The organism is Amycolatopsis sp. ATCC 39116 (assembly GCF_000231075.2).
Taxonomy (GTDB): Bacteria; Actinomycetota; Actinomycetes; order Mycobacteriales; family Pseudonocardiaceae; genus Amycolatopsis_E; species Amycolatopsis_E tucumanensis.
The window spans coordinates 198,808-218,865 of the sequence record NZ_AFWY03000004.1 but is presented as its reverse complement, the minus strand read 5'-3'; the positions used below and the strand labels follow the sequence as shown (position 1 = coordinate 218,865).

General features: G+C 72.2%; 20 protein-coding genes, 1 tRNA gene and 1 pseudogene. 13 read left to right on the top strand and 9 right to left on the bottom strand.

Annotated features, from left to right (window positions below; all coding sequences use genetic code 11):
- Positions 1 to 9: 9 nt before the first annotated feature.
- Positions 10 to 1,002, bottom strand: a complete 993-nt coding sequence (selD, locus tag AMY39116_RS0307225) for a selenide, water dikinase SelD (protein WP_020417019.1) — start codon at positions 1,000 to 1,002, stop codon at positions 10 to 12.
- Between the two features lie 66 nt (positions 1,003 to 1,068).
- Between selD and AMY39116_RS0307220 the strand changes: the two genes are divergently transcribed.
- From AMY39116_RS0307220 to AMY39116_RS0307205, 4 genes are all read left to right on the top strand, one after another.
- Positions 1,069 to 1,163: transfer RNA gene (locus AMY39116_RS0307220), tRNA-Sec, on the top strand.
- A gap of 18 nt (positions 1,164 to 1,181) precedes the next feature.
- Positions 1,182 to 2,462: an L-seryl-tRNA(Sec) selenium transferase gene (selA, locus tag AMY39116_RS0307215; protein WP_027935715.1), complete on the top strand. Its 1,281-nt coding sequence runs from the start codon at positions 1,182 to 1,184 to the stop codon at positions 2,460 to 2,462.
- Positions 2,450 to 4,147, top strand: coding sequence for a SelB C-terminal domain-containing protein (locus tag AMY39116_RS0307210; RefSeq protein WP_020417017.1), 1,698 nt, complete (start codon positions 2,450 to 2,452; stop codon positions 4,145 to 4,147). The genes selA and AMY39116_RS0307210 overlap by 13 nt, the downstream gene beginning before the upstream one ends.
- 72 nt (positions 4,148 to 4,219) lie before the next feature.
- Positions 4,220 to 4,699 carry a hypothetical protein gene (locus tag AMY39116_RS0307205; RefSeq protein ID WP_020417016.1) on the top strand — a complete coding sequence of 160 codons (480 nt, stop codon included), beginning with the start codon at positions 4,220 to 4,222 and terminating at the stop codon, positions 4,697 to 4,699.
- Positions 4,700 to 4,861: 162 nt separating this feature from the next.
- On the opposite strand, the gene AMY39116_RS0307200 is transcribed toward AMY39116_RS0307205, so the two are convergent.
- Both AMY39116_RS0307200 and AMY39116_RS0307195 read right to left on the bottom strand, forming a co-directional pair.
- Positions 4,862 to 5,245, bottom strand: coding sequence for a hypothetical protein (locus AMY39116_RS0307200; protein ID WP_020417015.1), 384 nt, complete (start codon positions 5,243 to 5,245; stop codon positions 4,862 to 4,864).
- On the bottom strand, positions 5,242 to 6,195 hold the full coding sequence (locus AMY39116_RS0307195) for a YafY family protein (RefSeq protein WP_020417014.1): 954 nt from the start codon (positions 6,193 to 6,195) through the stop codon (positions 5,242 to 5,244). Before AMY39116_RS0307195 ends, AMY39116_RS0307200 begins: the two co-directional genes overlap by 4 nt.
- A 62-nt stretch (positions 6,196 to 6,257) precedes the next feature.
- Between AMY39116_RS0307195 and AMY39116_RS0307190 the strand changes: the two genes are divergently transcribed.
- Entirely contained in the window at positions 6,258 to 7,334 is a 1,077-nt protein-coding gene (locus AMY39116_RS0307190) for an epoxide hydrolase family protein (RefSeq protein ID WP_020417013.1), read from the top strand.
- Positions 7,335 to 7,377: 43 nt separating this feature from the next.
- On the opposite strand, the gene AMY39116_RS47365 is transcribed toward AMY39116_RS0307190, so the two are convergent.
- The 3 genes and pseudogenes from AMY39116_RS47365 to ilvD all read right to left on the bottom strand — a co-directional run bounded on the left by AMY39116_RS47365 (position 7,378) and on the right by ilvD (position 10,118).
- Positions 7,378 to 7,794, bottom strand: coding sequence for a hypothetical protein (locus tag AMY39116_RS47365; protein WP_020417012.1), 417 nt, complete (start codon positions 7,792 to 7,794; stop codon positions 7,378 to 7,380).
- A gap of 99 nt (positions 7,795 to 7,893) precedes the next feature.
- Positions 7,894 to 8,400: pseudogene (locus tag AMY39116_RS48060) on the bottom strand (transposase); the annotation flags it as partial.
- Positions 8,401 to 8,450: 50 nt separating this feature from the next.
- Positions 8,451 to 10,118, bottom strand: a complete 1,668-nt coding sequence (gene ilvD, locus AMY39116_RS0307180) for a dihydroxy-acid dehydratase (protein ID WP_020417011.1) — start codon at positions 10,116 to 10,118, stop codon at positions 8,451 to 8,453.
- Here ilvD and AMY39116_RS45975 point away from each other — a divergent pair.
- The 5 genes from AMY39116_RS45975 to AMY39116_RS0307155 are packed head-to-tail and all read left to right on the top strand — an operon-like array spanning position 10,117 to position 15,910.
- Entirely contained in the window at positions 10,117 to 10,404 is a 288-nt protein-coding gene (locus tag AMY39116_RS45975) for a hypothetical protein (protein ID WP_157358450.1), read from the top strand. The genes ilvD and AMY39116_RS45975 overlap by 2 nt on opposite strands.
- Positions 10,405 to 10,436: 32 nt before the next feature.
- Entirely contained in the window at positions 10,437 to 12,053 is a 1,617-nt protein-coding gene (gene boxC / locus AMY39116_RS0307170; RefSeq protein WP_020417009.1) for a 2,3-epoxybenzoyl-CoA dihydrolase, read from the top strand.
- A 1-nt stretch (position 12,054) separates the two neighbouring features.
- Positions 12,055 to 13,473, top strand: coding sequence for a benzoyl-CoA 2,3-epoxidase subunit BoxB (gene boxB, locus AMY39116_RS0307165; RefSeq protein WP_020417008.1), 1,419 nt, complete (start codon positions 12,055 to 12,057; stop codon positions 13,471 to 13,473).
- A 20-nt stretch (positions 13,474 to 13,493) separates the two neighbouring features.
- Entirely contained in the window at positions 13,494 to 15,056 is a 1,563-nt protein-coding gene (locus tag AMY39116_RS0307160; protein ID WP_020417007.1) for a benzoate-CoA ligase family protein, read from the top strand.
- Positions 15,053 to 15,910 carry an amidohydrolase family protein gene (locus AMY39116_RS0307155; protein WP_020417006.1) on the top strand — a complete coding sequence of 286 codons (858 nt, stop codon included), beginning with the start codon at positions 15,053 to 15,055 and terminating at the stop codon, positions 15,908 to 15,910. Before AMY39116_RS0307160 ends, AMY39116_RS0307155 begins: the two co-directional genes overlap by 4 nt.
- Here AMY39116_RS0307155 and AMY39116_RS0307150 read toward each other — a convergent pair.
- Both AMY39116_RS0307150 and AMY39116_RS0307145 read right to left on the bottom strand, forming a co-directional pair.
- On the bottom strand, positions 15,907 to 16,290 hold the full coding sequence (locus AMY39116_RS0307150; RefSeq protein ID WP_020417005.1) for a VOC family protein: 384 nt from the start codon (positions 16,288 to 16,290) through the stop codon (positions 15,907 to 15,909). The two genes, AMY39116_RS0307155 and AMY39116_RS0307150, sit on opposite strands and share 4 nt — an antisense overlap.
- A 63-nt stretch (positions 16,291 to 16,353) precedes the next feature.
- Positions 16,354 to 16,806, bottom strand: coding sequence for a MarR family winged helix-turn-helix transcriptional regulator (locus AMY39116_RS0307145; RefSeq protein WP_020417004.1), 453 nt, complete (start codon positions 16,804 to 16,806; stop codon positions 16,354 to 16,356).
- A gap of 94 nt (positions 16,807 to 16,900) precedes the next feature.
- Here AMY39116_RS0307145 and AMY39116_RS0307140 point away from each other — a divergent pair, with 94 nt between their 5' ends.
- The 3 genes from AMY39116_RS0307140 to AMY39116_RS0307130 are packed head-to-tail and all read left to right on the top strand — an operon-like array spanning position 16,901 to position 18,905.
- Positions 16,901 to 17,854, top strand: coding sequence for a ring-cleaving dioxygenase (locus AMY39116_RS0307140; protein WP_020417003.1), 954 nt, complete (start codon positions 16,901 to 16,903; stop codon positions 17,852 to 17,854).
- Complete coding sequence (locus AMY39116_RS0307135; protein WP_020417002.1) at positions 17,851 to 18,453, top strand: alpha/beta hydrolase; 603 nt, start codon at positions 17,851 to 17,853, stop codon at positions 18,451 to 18,453. Before AMY39116_RS0307140 ends, AMY39116_RS0307135 begins: the two co-directional genes overlap by 4 nt.
- A gap of 50 nt (positions 18,454 to 18,503) precedes the next feature.
- Positions 18,504 to 18,905, top strand: coding sequence for a DUF4259 domain-containing protein (locus AMY39116_RS0307130; protein WP_020417001.1), 402 nt, complete (start codon positions 18,504 to 18,506; stop codon positions 18,903 to 18,905).
- Between the two features lie 431 nt (positions 18,906 to 19,336).
- Here AMY39116_RS0307130 and AMY39116_RS0307125 read toward each other — a convergent pair whose 3' ends face one another.
- Positions 19,337 to 20,056, bottom strand: a complete 720-nt coding sequence (locus AMY39116_RS0307125; RefSeq protein ID WP_235716076.1) for an SDR family oxidoreductase — start codon at positions 20,054 to 20,056, stop codon at positions 19,337 to 19,339.
- Positions 20,057 to 20,058 lie beyond the last annotated feature (2 nt).

Genomic DNA, 20,058 nt, shown 5'->3' with positions numbered 1-20,058 from the left:
CAGGTTAGATCAGCGCACCACCACGACGTGCTCCCCGCGCGGGACGAACTCGCCGATCACCGGGGCGCCCGGGATCTCGCCTGCCAGCAGGAGGCCGCCCGAGGTCTGGGCGTCGGCCAGGAGCAGGGCCTCCTCCTCGGCCACCGCGGACAGGTCGGCGTGCGGCCGCACCCAGTCGAGGTTGCGCCGTGTGCCGCCGCTGACGTAGCCCTCGGCCAGCGCCGCCCGTGCGCCGTCCACATAGGACACCGCGGCGGAGTTCACGACGGCCGTCACCCCGCTGGCGCGCGCCATCTTGTACAGGTGCCCGAGCAGGCCGAAGCCGGTCACGTCGGTGGCCGCGGGGATGCCGGCGTCCAGCGCGGCACTGGCGGCCGGGGCGTTCAGCGTGGTCATCACCTCGATCGCCTCCGGAAAGCGCTCGCCGGTCGCCTTGTGCCGCGAGTTCAGCACCCCGATGCCGAGCGGCTTGGTCAGCGACAACGCCATCCCGGGCCGGGCGGAATCGTTGCGCAGGAGGCGATCCGGATCGCCGACGCCGGTGACCGCGAGCCCGTACTTCGGCTCCGGGTCGTCGACGCTGTGCCCGCCGGCGAGGTGGCACCCGGCGTCGGCGCAGACGTCCGCCCCGCCGCGCAGCGCCTCCGCCGCCAGCTCGAACGGCAGCACGTCCCGCGGCCAGCCGAGCAGGTTCACCGCCACCACCGGGCGGCCGCCCATCGCGTAGACGTCGGACAACGCGTTGGCCGCCGCGATGCGCCCCCAGTCGTAGGCGTCGTCGACGACGGGCGTGAAGAAGTCCGTGGTGGCGATCAACGCGAGCCCGCCGGAGATCCGCACCGCGGCCGCGTCGTCGCCGTCGTCCAGGCCGACCAGCAGTTCGCCTGCCGGATCGGACGGCTGCCTGCCGACCAGCCCGCGCACCACGTCCTCCAGCTCGCCCGGCGGGATCTTGCACGCGCACCCGCCGCCGTGCGCGTACTGCGTCAGTCGATGGCCCATGCCCACATCGTGCCGCGTTCGCGCTGCGCGGGCCGCGTGAAGTTGCGATCATGGGGTGTCCCCCGAGGAGGCGTATCCGGTCTGGTGACCGGCGCGGTCTTCAAAACCGTTGGGCGGCAGCCGCTGTCGCCGGCGGGTTCGATTCCCGTCCGCCTCCGCCACCCAGGGAGGAGCGAGGAGTGACGGACCCCCGTCGCCGCGTGCCGCGGACCGACGTGCTGCTCGCGCACCCGCGCCTGGCCGAGGCGGAGCGCGTGCTCGGCCGCGCCCTGGTCAAGGCCGCGGTCGTGGCGGCGCAGGACCGTGCGCGGGCCGGGGAGATCGAGCCGGAGCAGGTGGCCGAGCAGGCCATCGCGGCGCTGCCGTCGTCCGCGACCACGCTGCGGCCGGTGGTGAACGCGACCGGGGTCGTCGTGCACACCAACCTCGGCCGGGCGCCGCTGTCGCAGGCGGCGCTGGACGCCGTGGTCACCGCGGGGCGCAGCACGGACGTCGAGTTCGACCTCGCCACCGGCCGCCGGGCCCGCCGCGGCCGTGGCGCGCTGGCCGCGCTCGCCGAGGCGGTGCCGGCCGCGGGCGGGGTGCACGTGGTGAACAACAACGCCGCGGCGCTGCTGCTGGTCGCGCTCGCGCTGGCGCCCGGCAAGGAGATCGTGATCAGCCGCGGCGAGCTGGTCGAGATCGGCGACGGGTTCCGCATTCCCGAGCTGCTGGCGTCCACCGGCGCGCGGCTGCGCGAGGTCGGCACCACGAACCGGACCAGCCTGCGTGACTACTCCGCGGCGCTCGGCCCGGACACCGGCTTCGTGCTGAAGGTGCACCCGTCGAACTTCCGCGTCACCGGCTTCACCGCGGAGGCGTCGGTGCGCGAGCTCGCCACGCTGGACGTGCCGCTGGTCGTCGACATCGGGTCCGGGCTGCTCGCGCCGCACCCGGTCCTGCCGGACGAGCCGGACGCCACCACGGTCCTGCGCGACGGCGCCGACCTGGTGACGGCGAGCGGTGACAAGCTGCTCGGCGGCCCGCAGGCCGGGCTGCTGCTGGGCTCGGCCGAGCTGGTGGAGCGGCTGCGCAGGCATCCCGCCGCCCGGGCGCTGCGCGTCGACAAGCTGACTCTCGCCGCGCTGGAGGCGACCCTGCGCGGGCCCGAACCGCCGGTCGCGCGGGCCCTGGTCGCCGACGTGGCGGAACTGCGCCGGAGGGCGGACGCGCTGGCCTCGCGGATTCCCGGTGCGAGCGTGGTGTCGTGCCGTTCGGCTGTCGGTGGCGGCGGCGCGCCCGGGGTTGAGCTGCCATCGGTCGCGGTGAGCCTGCCGGAGTCGTTGGCGGAGCCGCTGCGCACCGGGACGCCGTCGGTGGTGGGCCGGGTCGAGCACGGCCGGTGCCTGCTGGACCTGCGCACGGTCGGCCCGGACGAGGACGAACTGCTGCTCGCGGCGGTGCGCGCGTGTACGTCGTAGCGACCGCGGGGCACGTGGACCACGGCAAGTCGACGCTGGTCGAGCGGCTCACCGGCACCTGGCCGGACCGGCTGGCGGAGGAGCAGCGCCGCGGGCTGACGATCGAGCTGGGGTTCGCCTGGACGGAGATCGACGGGCGGCGGCTCGCGTTCGTGGACGTGCCGGGGCACGAGCGGTTCGTGCCGAACATGCTCGCCGGAGTCGGCCCGGTGCCCGCCGTGGTGTTCGTCGTCGCCGCGGACGAGGGGTGGATGCCGCAGTCGGCGGAACACCTGGCGGCGCTCGACGCGCTCGGCGTCCGGCACGCGCTGCTCGTCGTGACCAAGGCCGACCTCGCCGATCCCGGGCCCGCGACGGCGGAAGCGCTTTCCCACCTCGCGGTCCTCGGGAGCTGCGACGTGGTGTCGATCGGGCGCGGCGGGGACCTGGAGCCGGTGCGCAGGGCGTTGTGCGCGCTCGTCGACCGGCTGCCCGCGCCGGATCCGGCGGCGGACGTGCGGCTGTGGGTGGACCGGGCGTTCACGGTGCGCGGCGCGGGCACGGTGGTGACCGGGACGCTCGCCGGCGGCACCCTGCGCGCGGGGGACGAGCTGGAGCTGGCCGGGGAGCGGGTGACCGTGCGCGGGCTGCAGTCGCTCGGTGCGGCCGAAACCGAGGTGACCGCGGTGGCGCGGGTCGCGGTGAACCTGCGCGGGGTGGACCGCGACCGGGTGCGGCGCGGGGACGCGCTGCTGACGCCGGGGGCGTGGGTGCACACCTCGGAGGTGGACGTCGCGGTGCGCGCGCAGGGGGAGCTGCACCGGGAGCTGGTGCTGCACCTCGGCGCGGCGGCGGTACCGGTGCACGTCCGTCCACTGGGGACGAACGCGGCGCGGCTGCGGCTGCGGGAACCGTTGCCGCTGCGCATCGGGGACACCGGACTGCTGCGGGACCCCGGCGAGCACCGGATCGCGGCCGGGATCACGGTGCTGGACGTGCGGCCGCCGCCGCTGCGGCGTCGTGGTGCGGCGCGTGCGCGGGCGGCGGAGCTGGCTGCCGGGCGGGTGGCGCCGCCGCCGTTCGCCCGCGCGAGCGAGCTGCGGGCGATGGGATTCCCGTTGACGGGCAAGCGGATCGGCGAGTGGGTCGTGGACGACGCGGCCCTCGCGCGGGCGCGCGAGGAGGCGCTGTCGCGCTTCGACGAGTGGTCATCTCGCAACCCCGTGGTGGCTGGGATGCCGGTGGAGGCGTTGCGCCAGGCGGCCGGCCTGCCCGCGGCCGAGCTGGTGCCGGCCGCGCTGGACGGCACCGGGCTGGTGATCGCCGACGGCCTCGTGCGGCGCCCGGGCGCGGGGTTGCCCGCGCCGGTGCTGTCCGCGCTGGCGCGGCTGGACGAGCGGTTCCGGTCGCAGCCGTTCCGCGCGCCCGAGGCCGACGACCTCACCGAGCTGGGGCTGGGCGCGCGGGAACTGGCGGCGGCGGTGCGCGCCGGGCGGCTGACCCGGATCGCCGACGGGGTGTTCCTCGGCCCCGACGCGGTTCCGCGCGCCGCCGAGGTGCTGGGGACGCTGCCGCAGCCGTTCACGGTCAGCGAGGCCCGGCGAGCGCTGGACACGACCCGCCGGGTCGCGGTGCCGTTGCTGGAGCTGCTCGACGCCCGCGCGATCACCGCCCGGACCCCGGATTCGCGGCGCCACCTGCGCTGAGCTGCCACGACTCGCGGGTTTCGCTCGGAAGCGTGACGGGTACTCGACTCACGGTGAGGAGAGGAGCTCGTCATGGACACGAACGCCTATGTGGCCTTCCTCGTGATAGGCGCGCTGATCGTCCTGGTCGACGGTCAGTTCGTCTACCACAGCGGGAAGCGGTACCTGGCGAACGGGCAGGGCGAATCGGAATCGGGGGCGTCCATGGCCCGGCTGGTCGCGGTGCTGTTCCACATCGCGACGCTGGGCGTGCTCGCGCTCATCTCGACGATCGACTTCCCCGGCGGCACCACGCCGACGGCGATCGTGGGACGCATCGGCGTGTTCCTGCTGGTGCTGGCGCTGGCCCACGGCATCACCATCGCCGTGCTGTCGCGCCAGCGCGAGGAACAGGTCGTCGAGCAGATCAACACGCGGATGAACGCCCCGCGCCCGGCGGACCACTCGCTCAACGACCCGGTCGTCTCGCCGGTGCCCGGGCAGGAGGGCCGCGACCCGCGGGTCAGCCCGAGCATCGAGAGCGGCACGCCGTACACCACGGACCGGTACTAGGAGTTCAGGCTCCGCCGGCGATCCGACGACAGCGGCGGTGAACTCGGTGGCTCCGGCGTCCATGTGACGCCGGAGCTTCCTGCGCGCGGCCAGCGTGATCGAGTGCTGCGGCCAGGTCGGCGCGGTTCGAAGGCGCCTCGCACGGTCGCGGCGAGTCGACAGTCACCACGGTCCGGACGCCGGTGCGGCCTCCGCGTCGCTCTCCGGCCACGGTGGCGTCGTCACCGCGACCACCGTCAGCCCGTCCGCGCCCGCCCGGAACTGGAACGCCGTGCCGAGCGGGATCGTCAGGCACACCCCGGGCGCCAGGTCGGTGACCTCCTCGCGCGTGCCCTGCCTGCGCCACATCCGGCCGCTGCCGCCGACGACGTACCAGATCTCCTCCACGGTCGCGTGCGCCACGGCCCGCGACACCTGATCCCGCTCCAGCGCGAAGTGCGCGAAACTCGCCACGCCCGGAAGTGTGCACAGTGGACGGACGGTGGAGCCGTCCGGTGCGGTCACCTCGACGGCGTCCGCGAGACGCCTGGTCTGGAACGGTTTCACGACACGGCCTTCCGGTAGCGCCGCGACAGGACCCGCAGCCGATCGACGAGTTCTGGCGGCCCGGTCACGGTGAAATCCACGTCCAGCAGACCCAGGTGCACGGCGATGCTCTGCACGGTGTCCGCGCCGGTGTGCAGCACGCACGTCGTCGCGTCGAGCGCTTCGACCGTGCCCACCGCCGGGTTGATCCGCTCACACACCACGTCCGCCGGAGCGTGCACGGTCACCTCCGCGCGGTACCGCCACGCTGCCGCCGACACCCCGCGGCGCACCCGGTCGGTCACCTCTTCGGGCAGCTCACGCGGGGTGAACCGCGGGCCGGACGGGATCTTCGGCTCCATCCGGTCCACCCGGAACGTGCGCCAATCGCGGCGGTCGCAGTCCCACGCCACGAGGTACCAGCGGCTTCCCCAGTTCACCAGCCGGTACGGGTCCGCCACGCGCCGACCGGTCGTGCCGTCGTGCCCGGTGTAGTCGAACCGCAGCCGCTCGTGGTCGCGGCACGCGGCGGCGAGGAGGCTCAAGGTTTCGGCGCTCACGCGCGGGCCTTCGCTGTCGGCAGGCGCACGAACGGCGTAGGTGCTCAGCGCTTGCACGCGCCGCCGCAACCGCGACGGCAGGACCTGCTCCAGCTTCGCCAGCGCACGCAACGCCGTCTCCTCGACGCCGGTGAGGGAGCCGGCCGCTGTGCGCAGGCTGATCGCCACCGCGACGGCCTCTTCGTCGTCGAGCAGGAGCGGCGGTAGCGCGGCGCCCGCGCCCAGCCGGTAGCCGCCGACCGAGCCGCGCGTGCCGTGCACCGGGTAGCCGAGGTTGCGCAGCCGCTCGACGTCGTTGCGGACGGTGCGGGTGCTCACCTCGAGACGTTCGGCCAGTTCAGCGCCGGTCCAGTCGCGGGGCGTCTGCAGCAGGGACAGCAGGCGGAGCAGTCGGGCGGAGGTCTCCAGCATTTTTCCGAGTCTGCCGGATCAATAGGAACGAAGTCTTCCTATTGGCCGCCTAGCTTGGTGTCATGACCGAGATCAAGCCCTTCCGCATCAACGTCCCGCAGGCCGACCTGGACGACCTGGCCGACCGCCTCGCCCGCACCCGGTTCAGCGAAGAACTCGCCGACGGCGGCGACGACTACGGCGTGCCGGTCGCCCGCGTGCGTGAGCTGGTCGAGTACTGGCGCGACGGCTACGACTGGCGCGCCTTCGAAGCGAGATTGAACGCCTATCCGCAGTTCACCACCGAGATCGACGGCCAGAACGTGCACTTCCTGCACGTCCGGTCGGCGCGCGAGGACGCGCTGCCGCTGATCCTCACGCACGGCTGGCCCGGTTCGGTCGTGGAGTACCTCGACGTGATCGAGCCGTTGTCCCGCGACTTCCACCTGGTGATCCCGTCGATCCCGGGGTTCGGCTTCTCCGGCCCGACCCGCGAGCGCGGCTGGAACCGGTACCGGGTCGCGAAGGCGTGGGCCGAGCTGATGGCCCGCCTCGGCTACGAGCGCTACGGCGCGGTCGGCAACGACGGCGGCTCGCTGATCTCACCCGAGGTCGGCCGGGTGGACCCGGAGCACGTCGTCGGTGTGCACGTCACGCAGATCTTCTCGTTCCCGTCGGGCGATCCCGCCGAGGTGGCCGACCTGACGCCCGAGGAGGCCGCCGCGCTGGAGCACCTGCAGTGGTTCTGGTCGAAGATGGGCGCGTTCAACCAGCTGCAGGCCCAGCAGCCGCAGACGCTGGCGCACGCACTGGCCGACTCACCGGCCGGCTTGGCCGGGTGGAACGGCCAGCTGCTCGCCGGCCTCGACGACGACTTCGTGGTGACGAACCTGGCGATCTACTGGCTGACGGGCACGACGGCGTCCTCGATGCGGTTCTACTGGGAGGACGCGCAGACCGAGCCGCCCGCCGAGCCGACCACGGTGCCGCTGGCGCTGGCCGGCTTCGCGAACGACTTCCAGTCCATCCGCCGCTTCGCCGAGCGCGACCACAAGAACATCGTCAGCTGGCACACCTACGAGGTCGGCGGCCACTACGCGGCGCACCAGGCCCCCGCGGAGCTGGCGCAGGACATCCGGCAGTTCTTCGGCTCGCTCTAGTTGCAGACGGGCCGGACCGCGGGTCCGCGGTCCGGCCGCGGCGTCAGGCGTAGAGCGTCGGCGAGTACAGGCGCGCGTCGTTGCCCACGCCGTCGACTCCGAAGCGGATCGTGCTGTCCTCGCGGAAGTCCTTGTCGCACACGCCCCAGTGGCCGGAGCCGAGGTTGTTCCGGCACGTGCCCTGGCGGTAGGGCGCCCCGTTCAGGTTGTTGTACCAGCGGACCTCGGCCGCTTGCCCGTTCGCCTTCGTGTCGCGGACGTAGAACAGGTCGCCGTAGGGCTGGTAGCAGCCCTCCACCCCGGTGTCCGTCACGCAGTAGTACCAGTAGTTGCCGCTCGGGCCGTTCGAGGCCGTCGCGATGTTGTAGTCCGAAGCCGCGGCCGTTCCCGGGACGAGCAGCGCGAGCACCGCGCCGATCGAGGTGGCCAGGGCAACGAACAACGAGCGTCGCGCACGCATGTGTGGGAACCCCTTCGCCAGGATGGGCGCACTGTGTGCCGCCCCAGTGGCGGAGGACACTATTCGATTGTTGAACGATCCGACAATACTACGGGTGGCTAGGTCGCGGAACTGTTTGAGCCGGTTGGAGCAGCGTTCGACCATGTTGCGCCGCTTGTAGGTCGCGGCATCGAAGGCGGGTGGTCGTCCGCCGCGTGAAGCTCTGGCGGCGCGGTGTGCGGTCTGATCCTCGCGCTCGGGAGTGACGAACCGGATCCGCCGATCTCGCATCGCTTGCCGGGTTGAGGGGTGCTCGTAGGCCTTGTCCGCGACCACACGATCGGGTCGGCATCGCGGTCTGCCTGGTCCGATTCGGGCGACCGCGATGCCGTCGAGCAGTGGCAATAGTTGTGGGTTGTCGCCGGCGCGGCCGCCGGTGAGCAGCACCCGCATCGGCAGCCCGCGGCCATCGACGGCGAGGTGGATTGTCGCGAGCGCCTCGACGCCGGGGGCGCAGCCCCCTTTTTCCGGGCGCCCGCAGACGCCACGGAGCGCCGGTGCGTGGCTTCCACAGAATCGCGTTGAGCACCTGCCGGTGATCCCGCCACCGCCGACCCCGACCCACACCGGCAACAACGGCTCGATCCGCGCCCACGCCCGATCCGTCAACACTACGTCTAGTTGCAGACGGCCCCCTGGGCGGCGGAGCCGACCAGACGGGCGTACTTGGCCAGCACGCCGGTGCGGCGCGGGGGCGGGGGCGCTTCCCAGCCGGACCGGCGTTCGGCCATCTCCTCCTCGGAAATCCCCACGTCGAGCGTGCGCGTCTCCATGTCGAGCACGATCGGGTCGCCGTCGCGGACGAAGGCGATCGGGCCGCCGTGCGCGGCCTCCGGGGCGACGTGCCCGATGCACAGCCCGGTGGTCCCGCCGGAGAACCGGCCGTCGGTGAGCAGCAGGACGTCCTTGCCCAGCCCGGCGCCCTTGATCGCGCCCGTCACGGCCAGCATCTCGCGCATCCCGGGCCCGCCGCGCGGCCCCTCGTACCGGATCACCACCACGTCGCCGGGCTGCAGCGTCGGCAGCGCGTCCATCGCCGCCTGCTCGCCGTCGAACACCCGCGCCGTGCCCTCGAACCGCGACGAGTCGAACCCGGCGCTCTTCACCACCGCGCCCTCCGGCGCGAGACTGCCGTGCAGGATCGTGAGCCCACCGGTCGGGTGGATCGGGTCCGACAGCTTCCGCACGACCTCGCCGTCCAGCTCCGGCGGCGCCAGCTCGGCCAGGTTCTCGGCCAGCGTCTTGCCCGTCACGGTGAGGCAGTCGCCGTGCAGCAGACCCGCGTCCAGCAGCGCCTTCATCACCACCGGCACGCCGCCGACCCGGTCGACCGCGGTCATCACGTGCCGCCCGAACGGCTTCACGTCGGCCAGGTGCGGCACCCGGTCACCGATCCGGGTGAAGTCGTCCAGCGTCAGCTCGACCTCGGCCTCGTGCGCGATCGCCAGCAGGTGCAGCACCGCGTTGGTGGACCCGCCAAGCGCCATCACGACGGCGATCGCGTTCTCGAACGCCTCGCGGGTCAGCACGTCCCGCGCGGTGATCCCCGCGGCGAGCATCCCGACCACGGCCTCGCCGCTCTCCCGCGCGAACCGGTCGCGCCGCCGGTCCACCGACGGCGGGCTCGCCGAGCCGGGCAGCGACATGCCCAGGGCCTCCGCCGCGCAGGCCATCGTGTTCGCCGTGTACATCCCGCCGCACGCGCCCTCACCGGGGCAGATGGCGCGTTCGATCTTGTCGACCTCCTCGCGGGAGATCAGGCCGCGGGCGCACGCGCCGACCGCCTCGAACGCGTCGATGATCGTCACCTCGCGGCCGTCCACGTTGCCCGGCAGGATCGACCCGGCGTAGAGGAACACCGCCGCGACGTCCAGCCGCGCGGCGGCCATCAGCATCCCGGGCAGGCTCTTGTCGCAGCCGGCCAGCAGCACCGCGCCGTCCAGCCGCTCGGCCTCCATCACCGTCTCCACCGAGTCGGCGATGATCTCCCGCGACACCAGCGAGAAGTGCATGCCCTCGTGGCCCATGGAGATGCCGTCGGACACGGAGATCGTGCCGAACTCCATCGGGTAGCCGCCGCCCGCGTGCACTCCCTGCTTGCTCGCCTGCGCCAGCCGTTGCAGGGAGAGGTTGCACGGTGTTATCTCGTTCCATGACGAGGCGATGCCGATCTGCGGTTTGGCGAAGTCCTCGTCGCCCATTCCGACCGCGCGCAGCATGCCACGCGCCGCCGCGCGTTCCAGCCCGTCCGTCACGTCCCGCGACCGGGGTTTGAGGTCAGCCATGCTGACGACTGTATGCGCCGCGGAGGAACGGGCGGAACACCTGGCCGTCCCCCATCCGGATGCCGACCTCGTGGCGCAGCTCGTCACCGGCCGACCGGCGCGCGCCGCTGGTGGTGCTCACCGCCAGGAGGCGCTGGACCGGCTCGAATCCGCGCGGGAGGACTGGGCGCGCGAGCTGGCCGGGGACGTCCGGGCGGACGAGCTGGCCTGCGCGCTGGAGGTGCTCCGCGCCGTCCGGCGACGGCGCGCGGAGCAGGCCCGAGATCCACTCTCTACACAACGTTGACGACCGAGAACAAGTTGTAGAGAATCGATGTCATGACGACGGTGTCATTCGATCGGCATCCGGATTCCTACCGGCACTGGCGGCTCCGGATCGAGCCGCCGCTGGCGTGGCTGGAGATGGACGTCGACGAGCAGGGCGGCCTGGTCCCCGGCTACGAGCTGAAGCTCAACTCCTACGACCTGGGCGTGGACATCGAGCTCTACGACGCCGTCCAGCGGCTGCGCTTCGAGCACCCCGAGGTGCGCGCGGTGATCCTGACCAGCGCCAAGGACAAGGTGTTCTGCGCCGGCGCGAACATCCGGATGCTGGCCGGCTCCCCGCACGAGTGGAAGGTGAACTTCTGCAAGTTCACCAACGAGACCCGCAACGGCATCGAGGACGCCACCGAGAACTCCGGCCAGATCTACCTCGCCGCGGTCAACGGCAGCTGCGCCGGCGGCGGCTACGAAATCGCCCTGGCCTGCGAGAAGATCCTGCTGGTCGACGACAACTCCTCGACCGTCGCGCTGCCCGAGGTGCCGCTGCTCGGCGTGCTGCCCGGCACCGGCGGCCTCACCCGGGTCACCGACAAGCGCCGGGTCCGCAAGGACCGCGCCGATGTGTTCGCCACCCGCCCGGACGGCGTGAAGGGCCGCACCGCGGTCGACTGGCGGCTGGTCGACGAGCTGGTCCCGCGCCAGGAGTTCCGCGCGGTCGTCGAGCAACGCGCCCGGGAACTCGCCGCCCGGAGCAACCGGCCGCGGGACGCGCAGGGCATCGTGCTCGAACCGCTCGACCGCACCGAAGAAGACGACCGCATCACCTACCCCAACACCACCGCCGAGCTGGACCGCGCCGCCGGCGTCGTCACGATCACCGTCCGCGGACCGCAAGCAGACGGCTGGCTGCTCGCCCTGACCCGCGAGCTGGACGACCTCGTCCTGCGCCTGCGCACCAACGAACCCGAGCTGGGCACCTGGGTCTTCCGCACCGAGGGCGACCCGGACGCCGTGCTCGCCGCCGAACGGGAGGTGCTCACCGGCACAGACTGGCTGTCCAACGAGGTCCTGCACTACTACAAGCGCACGCTGAAACGCCTCGACGTCACCAGCCGCAGCCTCATCGCCCTGATCGAACCCGGCAGTTGCTTCGCGGGGGTGCTGCTGGAGCTCGCGCTGGCCTGCGACCGCCAGTACATGCTGGACGGCCCGCCGATCGACGACGAGGACAGCGAGGAACGCGCGTGCCTCGTGCTGTCGGACGCGAACTTCGGCGCCTTCCCGATGGGCAACGGCCTGTCCCGCCTGGAATCCCGGTTCTACGGCGAGCACGACCACCTGGACTGGCTCAAGCGAGAGCGCGACCGGCGGCTGTCCGCGGGCGAGGCCGTGGAGCTGGGCCTGGTCACCGAGGCCCCGGACGACATCGACTGGGAGGACGAGATCCGGATCGTGCTGGAGGGTCGCGCCGCGCTGTCGCCGGACGCGCTCACCGGCATGGAGGCCAACCACCGGTTCGTCGGCCCGGAAACCATCGAGACCAAGATCTTCGGCCGCCTGACGGCCTGGCAGAACTGGATCTTCACGAGACCGAACGCCTCCGGGCCGGAGGGCGCGCTGCGCCGCTACGGCACCGGCCAGAAGGCTTCCTTCGACCGCAAGCGGGTGTGAGATGCCGACCAGGATCGACTACGACGCCAAGATCCCGAACAACGTCGAACTGTCCGACAACCGGAGGCTGCAGCGGGCGCTGGAGGGCTGGCAGCCGAAGTTCATGCACTGGTGGGCCGAGATGGGCCCGGCGCTGGAAACCCAGGGCGTGTACCTGCGCACGGCGGTCAGCGTCGGCCGCGACGGCTGGGCGCACTTCGACCACGTCGTGCCGCAGGACTACCGCTGGGGCATCTTCCTCTCCGAACGCGACCCGGACCGCCGCATCGCGTTCGGCGAGCACCGTGGCGAGCCCGCGTGGCAGCAGGTGCCCGGCGAGTACCGCGCCGACCTGCAGCGGCTGATCGTCATCCAGGGCGACACCGAGCCGGCGTCGGTGGAGCAGCAGAAACTGCTCGGCCTGACCGCGCCCAGCCTGTACGACCTGCGCAACCTCTTCCAGGTCAACGTGGAGGAGGGCCGCCACCTGTGGGCGATGGTCTACCTGCTGCACGCCTACTTCGGCAAGGAGGGCCGCGAGGAGGCGGAGGCGCTGCTCCACCGCAACTCGGGCAGCCCGGACACGCCCCGCATCCTCGGCGCGTTCAACGAGGAGACCGCGGACTGGCTCGCGTTCTACATGTTCACCTACTTCACCGACCGCGACGGCAAGTACCAGCTGGGCACGCTGAAGGAGTCCGCATTCGACCCGCTGTCGCGCACCTGCGAGTTCATGCTCAAGGAGGAGGCGCACCACATGTTCGTCGGCACCACCGGTGTCGACCGCGTGGTGACGCGCAGCGCCGAGCTGATCCGCGAGCACGACACCATGGACATCGCCGCGCACGGCGGCATCCCGCTGGACATCATCCAGCGCTACCTGAACTTCCACTACACCGTCTCACTCGACCTGTTCGGCAGCGAGACGTCGACCAACGCGGCCAACTACTACACCTCCGGGCTCAAGGGCCGCTGGATGGAGACCCGCCGCAAGGACGACCACCAGCTGACCGAGGACGCGGCGCTGCTGGAGAAACCGCAGGACGACGGCACCTGGACCACCGAGGAGATGCAGAAGATCCTGCTGCTCAACCTCGACCTGCGTGGCGAGTACATCGCCGACTGCTCCTCCGGTGTCAAGCGCTGGAACAAGATCCTCGCCGACGCCGGCATCGACTTCCGGTTCCGCCTGCCGCACCCTGGTTTCAACCGGAAAGTCGGCATAAACTCCGGCCACCACATCACGCCGGACGGGACGATCGTGGACGAAGCGACCTGGGAGCGCAGCCGCAGGCACTGGCTGCCGACCGACGAGGACCTCGCGTTCGTCCGCTCGCTCATGCACCCGGTGTACGAACGGGGCAAGATCGCGAGCTGGGTCGCCCCGCCGCGACAGGGCATCAACGGGAAGCCGTTCGACTACGAGTACGTGTACCTGTAAACCTGCGGAGGGCGGGCGCGATGGTCGAGTTCAACGCCGCGGACTACCTGGTCGACCGGCACGTCCGGGACGGCAACGGCGCCCGCACCGCGGTCGTCACGGTCTCGCGCACGCTGTCCTACGCCGAGCTTTCCGAAGCGGTGCACCGCGTCGCCGGCGGGCTGGCGGACATCGGGGTGCGGCCCGAGGAACGGGTCATGCTGTGCATGGTCGACGGCGTCGAGATGCTCACCGGGATCCTCGGCGCGATGTGCGCCGGGGCGGTCCCGGTGCCGGTGTCGACCATGGTGACCGGGCCCGAGCTGGGCCGGGTGCTCGCCGACTCGCGGGCCAGGGTGCTGTGCGTGTCCGGGGAGTTCACCGCGGCCGCGAAGGAGGCGGTCGAGCTGGCGCCGGAGGTCACCGACGTCGTGCTGGACCGCGCGGACGCCGCCCAGTTCTCCCGGGTGTCCACACACGACTGGACACGACTGTCCACAGCAGACCCGCGGGAAACGTATGACACGTGGGCGGATTCGCCCGCGCTGTGGCTGTACACCTCCGGCACCACCGGCCAGCCCAAGGGCGCGATGCATCGGCACGCGAGCATCCGGGCGGTGTGCGAGACCTACGGCAGGCAGGTGCTCGGGATCGGCCCCGACGACAAGTGCTTCTCCGTCGCCAAGCTGTTCTTCGCCTACGGCATCGGCAATTCCGCGTTCTTCCCGTTGTCGGCCGGCGCGAGCACGGTGTTCGAGCCGGGCCGTCCGACGCCGCAGCTGGTCGCCGACCGGGTGCGCGCCGAGCGGCCGACGCTGTTCTTCGGGGTGCCGACGTTCTACTCCGCCCTGCTGGCCGCCGACCTGCCGCCGGACACGTTCTCCTCGGTGCGGCAGGCGGTGTCCGCGGGCGAGCCGCTGCCCGCGGTGATCTACGAGCGGTTCCGGGACCGGTTCGGGGTGGAGATCCTGGACGGGATCGGGTCCACCGAGGCGCTGCACATCTTCCTGTCCAACCGGCCGGGCGAGGTGGTGCCGGGCACCACGGGTGTCGCGGTGCCGGGCTACGACCTGGAGATCCGCGACCCGCTCGGCACGCTGATCGAGACCACCGGCCAGCCCGGCGAGCTGTACGTGCGCGGGCCGTCCACCGCGTTCGGCTACTGGAGCCGGTACGAGACGTCGAAGCAGGTGTTCCAGGGCGAGTGGCTGCGGACCGGCGACAGCTACGTGCGCAACCCGGACGGCACGTACACGTGCCTGGGCCGGTTCAACGACATGCTAAAGGCGGGCGGGATCTGGGTGTCGCCGGCCGAGGTGGAGCAGCGGTTGCTGCAGCACCCGGACGTCGCCGAGGTCGCGGTGGTGGCGGCGCCGGACTCCGACGGCATCGAGAAACCGGTGGCCTGCGTCGTGCCTGCCGCCGGGCGGGCCGTCGACCCGGACGCGTTGATCGACTTCTGCCGCGAGGGGCTTGCCGCGTTCAAACGGCCACGTGCCGTGGTGGGTGTCGAGGAGCTGCCCAAGACCGCGACGGGCAAGATCCGCCGGAACGTGATCCGCGAGCTGGTGCGGGATTCGCTGCGGCCGGGGGCGCTCACGTGATCGACGGCTGCACCGTGGTCGACGCGCACGTCCACGCGCCGCGGCTGAGCACCTTGAAACCGGCGTGGCTGGAGTGGGCGGAGCGGTTCTCGGGCCCGCACGACTGGCGCTCGGCCTACGACGCGGATGGGAACGTCGTGCCCGCGCGGCTGGACGCGTTGTTCGAGGCCGAGGGCGTCGACCGCGCGTTGTTGTTCTGCGAGTACAGCCCGCGCGCGACCGGGATCCAGCCGATCGAGGACAACCTGCCGCTGGTCGCGGAGAACCCGACGCGGTTCCGGCTGGTGGCGAACGTGAACCCGTACCTGCACCACCCGGTGGCGGCCGAGGTGGAGCGGCAGCTGGACCTCGGCGCGGTGGCGTTGAAGATCCACCCCGTGCACGGCGCGTTCTCGCCGGGGGACAAGGAGTTGTACGCCGCGTACCACGTGTGCGCCGAACGCGGGGTGCCGGTGATCATCCACTCGGGCACGAGCAGCTTCCCCGGCGCCCGCGCGAGCTTCGGCAACCCGGAGCTGATGGCCGACGTCGTGGAGGACTTCCCGTCGGTGCAGTTCGTGTTCGCCCACGGCGGCCGCGGCTGGTGGTACGACGTGGCCGCGTTCCTGGCGCTGGCGCGCGACAACGTGTGGCTGGACCTGTCCGGCCTGCCGCCGCGGAAGCTGCCGGGGTACTACGCGCGGTTCGACTTCACCCGGCTGGCCGGGCGGTTCGTGTTCGGCACGGACTGGCCCGGCGTCCCGGGTGCCGCGCGGAACGTCCGGGCGCTGCTGGAACTGGGCCTGCCGGACGCCGTCGTGCGAGACGTGCTGTCCGGCAACGCCGCGAAGCTCTACCCGGGGCTGGGGATCTAACGCATCGCCTGGTGGAGGCAGAGCCAGTTGCCTTCGGTGTCGGCGAACCAGGCCGCCTTCTCCTTGCCGAGCGTGGCGATGTGCCCCTCGGTGCGCAGGTCGCCGGTGTCGTAGTCGGCGAAGCGCACCCCGCGTTCCTCCAGGTCGCGGACCTCCGCGGAGATGTCCTCGACCTCGAAGCTGAGGACCGTGTTCTCGCTCGGCTTGGTGTCCGGCAGCGGGCGCAGGCCGATCACGTGCCCGGAGCCTGCCTCGAAGTAGCAGGTGCCGTCGGGCCCCGTGTCGGTCTGGCGCAGGCCGAGCTGGTCACCGTAGAAGTGCCGGGCGCGATCGGCATCCTGCGCCGGGAGCATGTGCGTGATGGTCGACTTGGTGAGCATGGCCCGCCTCCTTCACGAGAGCACTAATCGTGCGCCGCGAATTCGCTGGAGGCAACGGGGGTTTCAGCTGGTGCCGTTCACTTCACGCAACGTCCGCATCGCGTCGGCCAGCGCCTGCGAAGCCTCCGGCCCCAGCGGCTCCAGCACACGGCGCCGCAGGATCTCGGCGCACGCCTGGCGCGCCTTTTCCGCCACCTCGCGCCCGTGCTCGGTGAGGCACGCGAACGTCACGCGCCGGTCGTCCGGGCTCGGCTTGCGGGTGATCAGCCCGGCCGCGACCAGCCGGTCCGCCACCTTCGTGAACCCGCCGCTGGACAGCGCCGCCTCGGTGGCCAGGCGCGTCATCGGCATCCGGTGGCCGGGCGTGCGCACCAGCCGCAGCAGGATGTCGAACGGCGCCGGCGCCAGGCCGAACCGCTCGGCGATCTCGCCCATGAGTCGATCCTGCGTGGCGAGGTACCCCTCGATCACGAGGCCCCACCAGGTCACGATCTCGTCATCGCCGGGAGTGGTCACCCCATGACTATACCGACCAGAACTCTTCTCGGAATATATCTTGCTGGCGAGAGGTTCTGCGGGTTAGGTTGAGGCCCCGGCAAAGGAGCAGACGATGTCCATCAAGACGAGCGGCTTGCACCACGTGACCGCGATCGGCGGCGACCCCCAGCGCAACGCCGACTTCTACCTGCGCACGCTCGGCCTGCGCCTGGTGAAGACGACGGTCAACTTCGACGATCCGGGCACCTACCACCTGTACTACGGCGACCAGTCCGGCAAGCCGGGCACGCTGATGACCTTCTTCCCGTGGCCGGACGCTCCCAGCGGCCGCCTCGGCACCGGCCAGGCCACCACGACCGCGTTCTCCGTGCCCGCCGACTCGATCGGCTGGTGGAAGGACCACCTCGCCGAGGCCGGCGTCACCACCGGTCGCATCGCCAACCGGGAGGGCGAGGACGTCCTGACCTTTCGCGACCCGGACGGCCTCCAGCTCGCGCTCGTCGCGCACCCCCAGGGCGACCCGCGCGATCCGTGGGACAACGGGCACGTCCCGGCCGAGCACGCCATCCGCGGCCTGCACTCGGTGACCCTCTCGGTCGCCAAGGAGGACGCGACCGCCGACATGTTCGGCGAGCTGGGCCTGACCTTCAGCAGCCAGGACAGCAACCGCCTGCGCTTCACCGCCGGTGAGGGCGGGCCGGGCGCGATGGTCGACGTCCTGGTCACGCCGGACGCCCCGCGCGGGCTCGTCGCCGCGGGCACCGTGCACCACGTCGCCTGGCGCGCGCCCGACGAGGAAAGCCAGGCCGCGTGGCGCGAGGAGCTCGTCGACCGGGGCGTGAACGTCACCTCGATCCTCGACCGGCAGTACTTCCGCTCGATCTACTTCCGCGAGCCGGGCGGCACGCTGCTGGAGATCGCGACCGACCAGCCCGGGTTCGCCATCGACGAGCCGCTGCTGGAGCTCGGCCGCGCGCTGAAGCTGCCGCCGTGGCTGGAGCCGGACCGCGAACAGATCGAGCGCGCCCTGCCGAAGCTGGACATCCCGGGCGAGAACAACCGATGACGCTCGAGCACAAGTTCATCGAGGGCTCGCCGGATGCGCCGGTGCTGTTGCTGCTGCACGGCACCGGCGGCGGGCCGGACGACCTGGTCGGTCTCGCGCGGGAGCTGAGCCCGTCGGCCGCGTTGCTGGCCCCGGCCGGACCGGTGTCCGAGCACGGCGCCGCGCGGTGGTTCCGGCGGCTGGCGGAGGGCGTCTTCGACTACGACGACGTCCGCGCCCGCACCGAGGAGTTGGCGTCGTTCGTGCTCGACGCACGCCGGGAGTACGGACTGGACGGACGCCGGCTGGTCGCGGTCGGGTTCTCCAACGGCGCCAACATCGGCGGCGCGCTGGTCCTGTTGCGCCCGGACGTGGTGCGGGAGGCGGCGTTGTTCGCGTCGATGCTGCCGGTGCCGGACCCGCCCGCGCACGACCTCAGCGCCACCCGGGTGTTCCTGTCCAATGGGGAACGCGACCCGATGGCGCCGCTGCCGTCGAACGAGCAGTTCATCCAGCTGCTGCGTGAGCGGTCGGCCTCGGTGACGGTGCACCGCCACCACGGCGGGCACCAGATCACGCTGGACGCCCTCCAGGCCGCGCAGGCGTGGCTGACCGCTTAATTTTTGTCGGTGCCTCCTGCGAAGATCACGGCGACTTCGAGGAGGAACCAATGGGAACGTGGGGAATCGGGCACTTCGACAACGACGAGGCCGCCGACTTCGCGAACGAGCTGGACGACCTGCCTGCCGGTGAGCGCGGGGAGTTGATCCGGACGACGCTGGAGGCGGCGGCGGGCAACTCGGGGTACCTGGAGGCGCCCGAGGGAATGCTCGCGGTGGCGGCGGCCGCGCTCGTGGCGTCCCAGGTCCCGGGCGGTGATCCGGTGGACGACAGCTACGGGCCGGAGGAGCCGATCCCGGTGCTGCCAAGCGAGTTGAGAGCACTGGCGGTGCGCGCGATCGACCGGGTGCTCGCGGAGAAGTCCGAACTGGACGAACTCTGGGAGGCGCCGGACCGCCCGTCGTGGCTGTCGGAGATCGACCGGCTGCGCGAGGTGCTGGCGGGGGCTTGACGCCTCGACACGAGCGGCCGGGGCCGCCGCGGCAGCAGGCGGCCTGCTAGTGGGGCGGCCTGCCGGTGCGGGGGCCTGCCGGTGGGGCGGCCTGCCAGTGCGGGGGCCTGCCACTGGGGCTGCTTACCAGTGGGGTGGCCTGCCGGTGCGGGGGCCTGCCGGTGGGGTGGCCTGCCGGTGGGGTGGCCTGCCAGTGCGGCGGCCTGCCACTGGGGCTGCTTGCCGCTGCGGGGGCCTGCCGCTGCGGCCGCCTTCGGCGGTGGTCGCCTGCCGCCGCGGCAGAGCGCCCGTTGCGCTGTGCTGGGCGCGAGCTGAGCCCGAGCAGCAGAGGCCCCCGGCCTGCTGCCGCTGCGGGGTGCGGCGAGCCCCTGGCGGGCCGCCTGCCGCGGTAGGGCGCCGATCCTGTCGGTGCCCAAGCAAAGCGCCCCGGATCAGAACTCCGTCGGCCGCAGCAATGCGTCCGATCCGCCGTCGATCATCAGCTGCGCGCCGTGGATGTAGCCCGCCCCCGGGCCGAGCAGGTAGCGGATCAGCGAGGCGATCTCGTCCGGCCGCCCCCGGCGCGGGATCGGCGCCTGGTAGTTCCGGATCGCGTCCCCGAAGCGGGATGCCAGGCCGGCCTGCAGCAGCGGGGTGTCCACCGCCCCGGGCGCCACCGTGTTCAGCCGCACGCCCGCCGCGCCCCACTGCGCAACCCGTTGCCGCACCGCGACCGTCAGCGCGTTCTTCGACCAGGAGTACGCCAGGTGTCCCGCGTACTCGCCGGCCTCCGCCAGCGCGGCCGCCTCCTCGCCGCGCGCGATCGGGTTGTCCGCCCACTTCACCATCGTCGAGGCCGACGACGACACCGCCACCGCCGCGCCGCGCAGCGCCGGGAACAACCCGTCCAGCACCTCGACCGCGCCCCGGTAGTTGACCTCGACGATCCGCAGCGGATCCGGCACGTGCGGCCCGAGCCCGGCGCACACCACGAGCCCGTCCAACGCAGGCGCCAGCGCGAGCACCCCGTCCACCGCCGCCCGCCGGCCGTCCGCAGTGGACAGATCCGCGCACACCTCCGCGTCCCGCAGGTCGACGCCGACCACCTCGTGCCCGTCCGCCCGTAACGCCGCCACCACGGCCGCCCCGATCCCCGAAGCGGACCCGGTCACGG

Coding starts and splice junctions, on each gene's coding strand:
- AMY39116_RS0307130 (WP_020417001.1), top strand. CDS start 18,504: ATGGGAACGTGGGGAATCGGGCACTTCGACAACGACGAGGCCGCCGAC.
- AMY39116_RS0307205 (WP_020417016.1), top strand. CDS start 4,220: ATGGACACGAACGCCTATGTGGCCTTCCTCGTGATAGGCGCGCTGATC.
- AMY39116_RS0307195 (WP_020417014.1), bottom strand. CDS start 6,195: ATGCTGGAGACCTCCGCCCGACTGCTCCGCCTGCTGTCCCTGCTGCAG.
- AMY39116_RS0307135 (WP_020417002.1), top strand. CDS start 17,851: ATGACGCTCGAGCACAAGTTCATCGAGGGCTCGCCGGATGCGCCGGTG.
- AMY39116_RS0307140 (WP_020417003.1), top strand. CDS start 16,901: ATGTCCATCAAGACGAGCGGCTTGCACCACGTGACCGCGATCGGCGGC.
- AMY39116_RS0307160 (WP_020417007.1), top strand. CDS start 13,494: ATGGTCGAGTTCAACGCCGCGGACTACCTGGTCGACCGGCACGTCCGG.
- boxC (WP_020417009.1), top strand. CDS start 10,437: ATGACGACGGTGTCATTCGATCGGCATCCGGATTCCTACCGGCACTGG.
- AMY39116_RS0307150 (WP_020417005.1), bottom strand. CDS start 16,290: ATGCTCACCAAGTCGACCATCACGCACATGCTCCCGGCGCAGGATGCC.
- ilvD (WP_020417011.1), bottom strand. CDS start 10,118: ATGGCTGACCTCAAACCCCGGTCGCGGGACGTGACGGACGGGCTGGAA.
- AMY39116_RS0307190 (WP_020417013.1), top strand. CDS start 6,258: ATGACCGAGATCAAGCCCTTCCGCATCAACGTCCCGCAGGCCGACCTG.
- AMY39116_RS47365 (WP_020417012.1), bottom strand. CDS start 7,794: ATGCGTGCGCGACGCTCGTTGTTCGTTGCCCTGGCCACCTCGATCGGC.
- selD (WP_020417019.1), bottom strand. CDS start 1,002: ATGGGCCATCGACTGACGCAGTACGCGCACGGCGGCGGGTGCGCGTGC.
- AMY39116_RS45975 (WP_157358450.1), top strand. CDS start 10,117: ATGCTGACGACTGTATGCGCCGCGGAGGAACGGGCGGAACACCTGGCC.
- boxB (WP_020417008.1), top strand. CDS start 12,055: ATGCCGACCAGGATCGACTACGACGCCAAGATCCCGAACAACGTCGAA.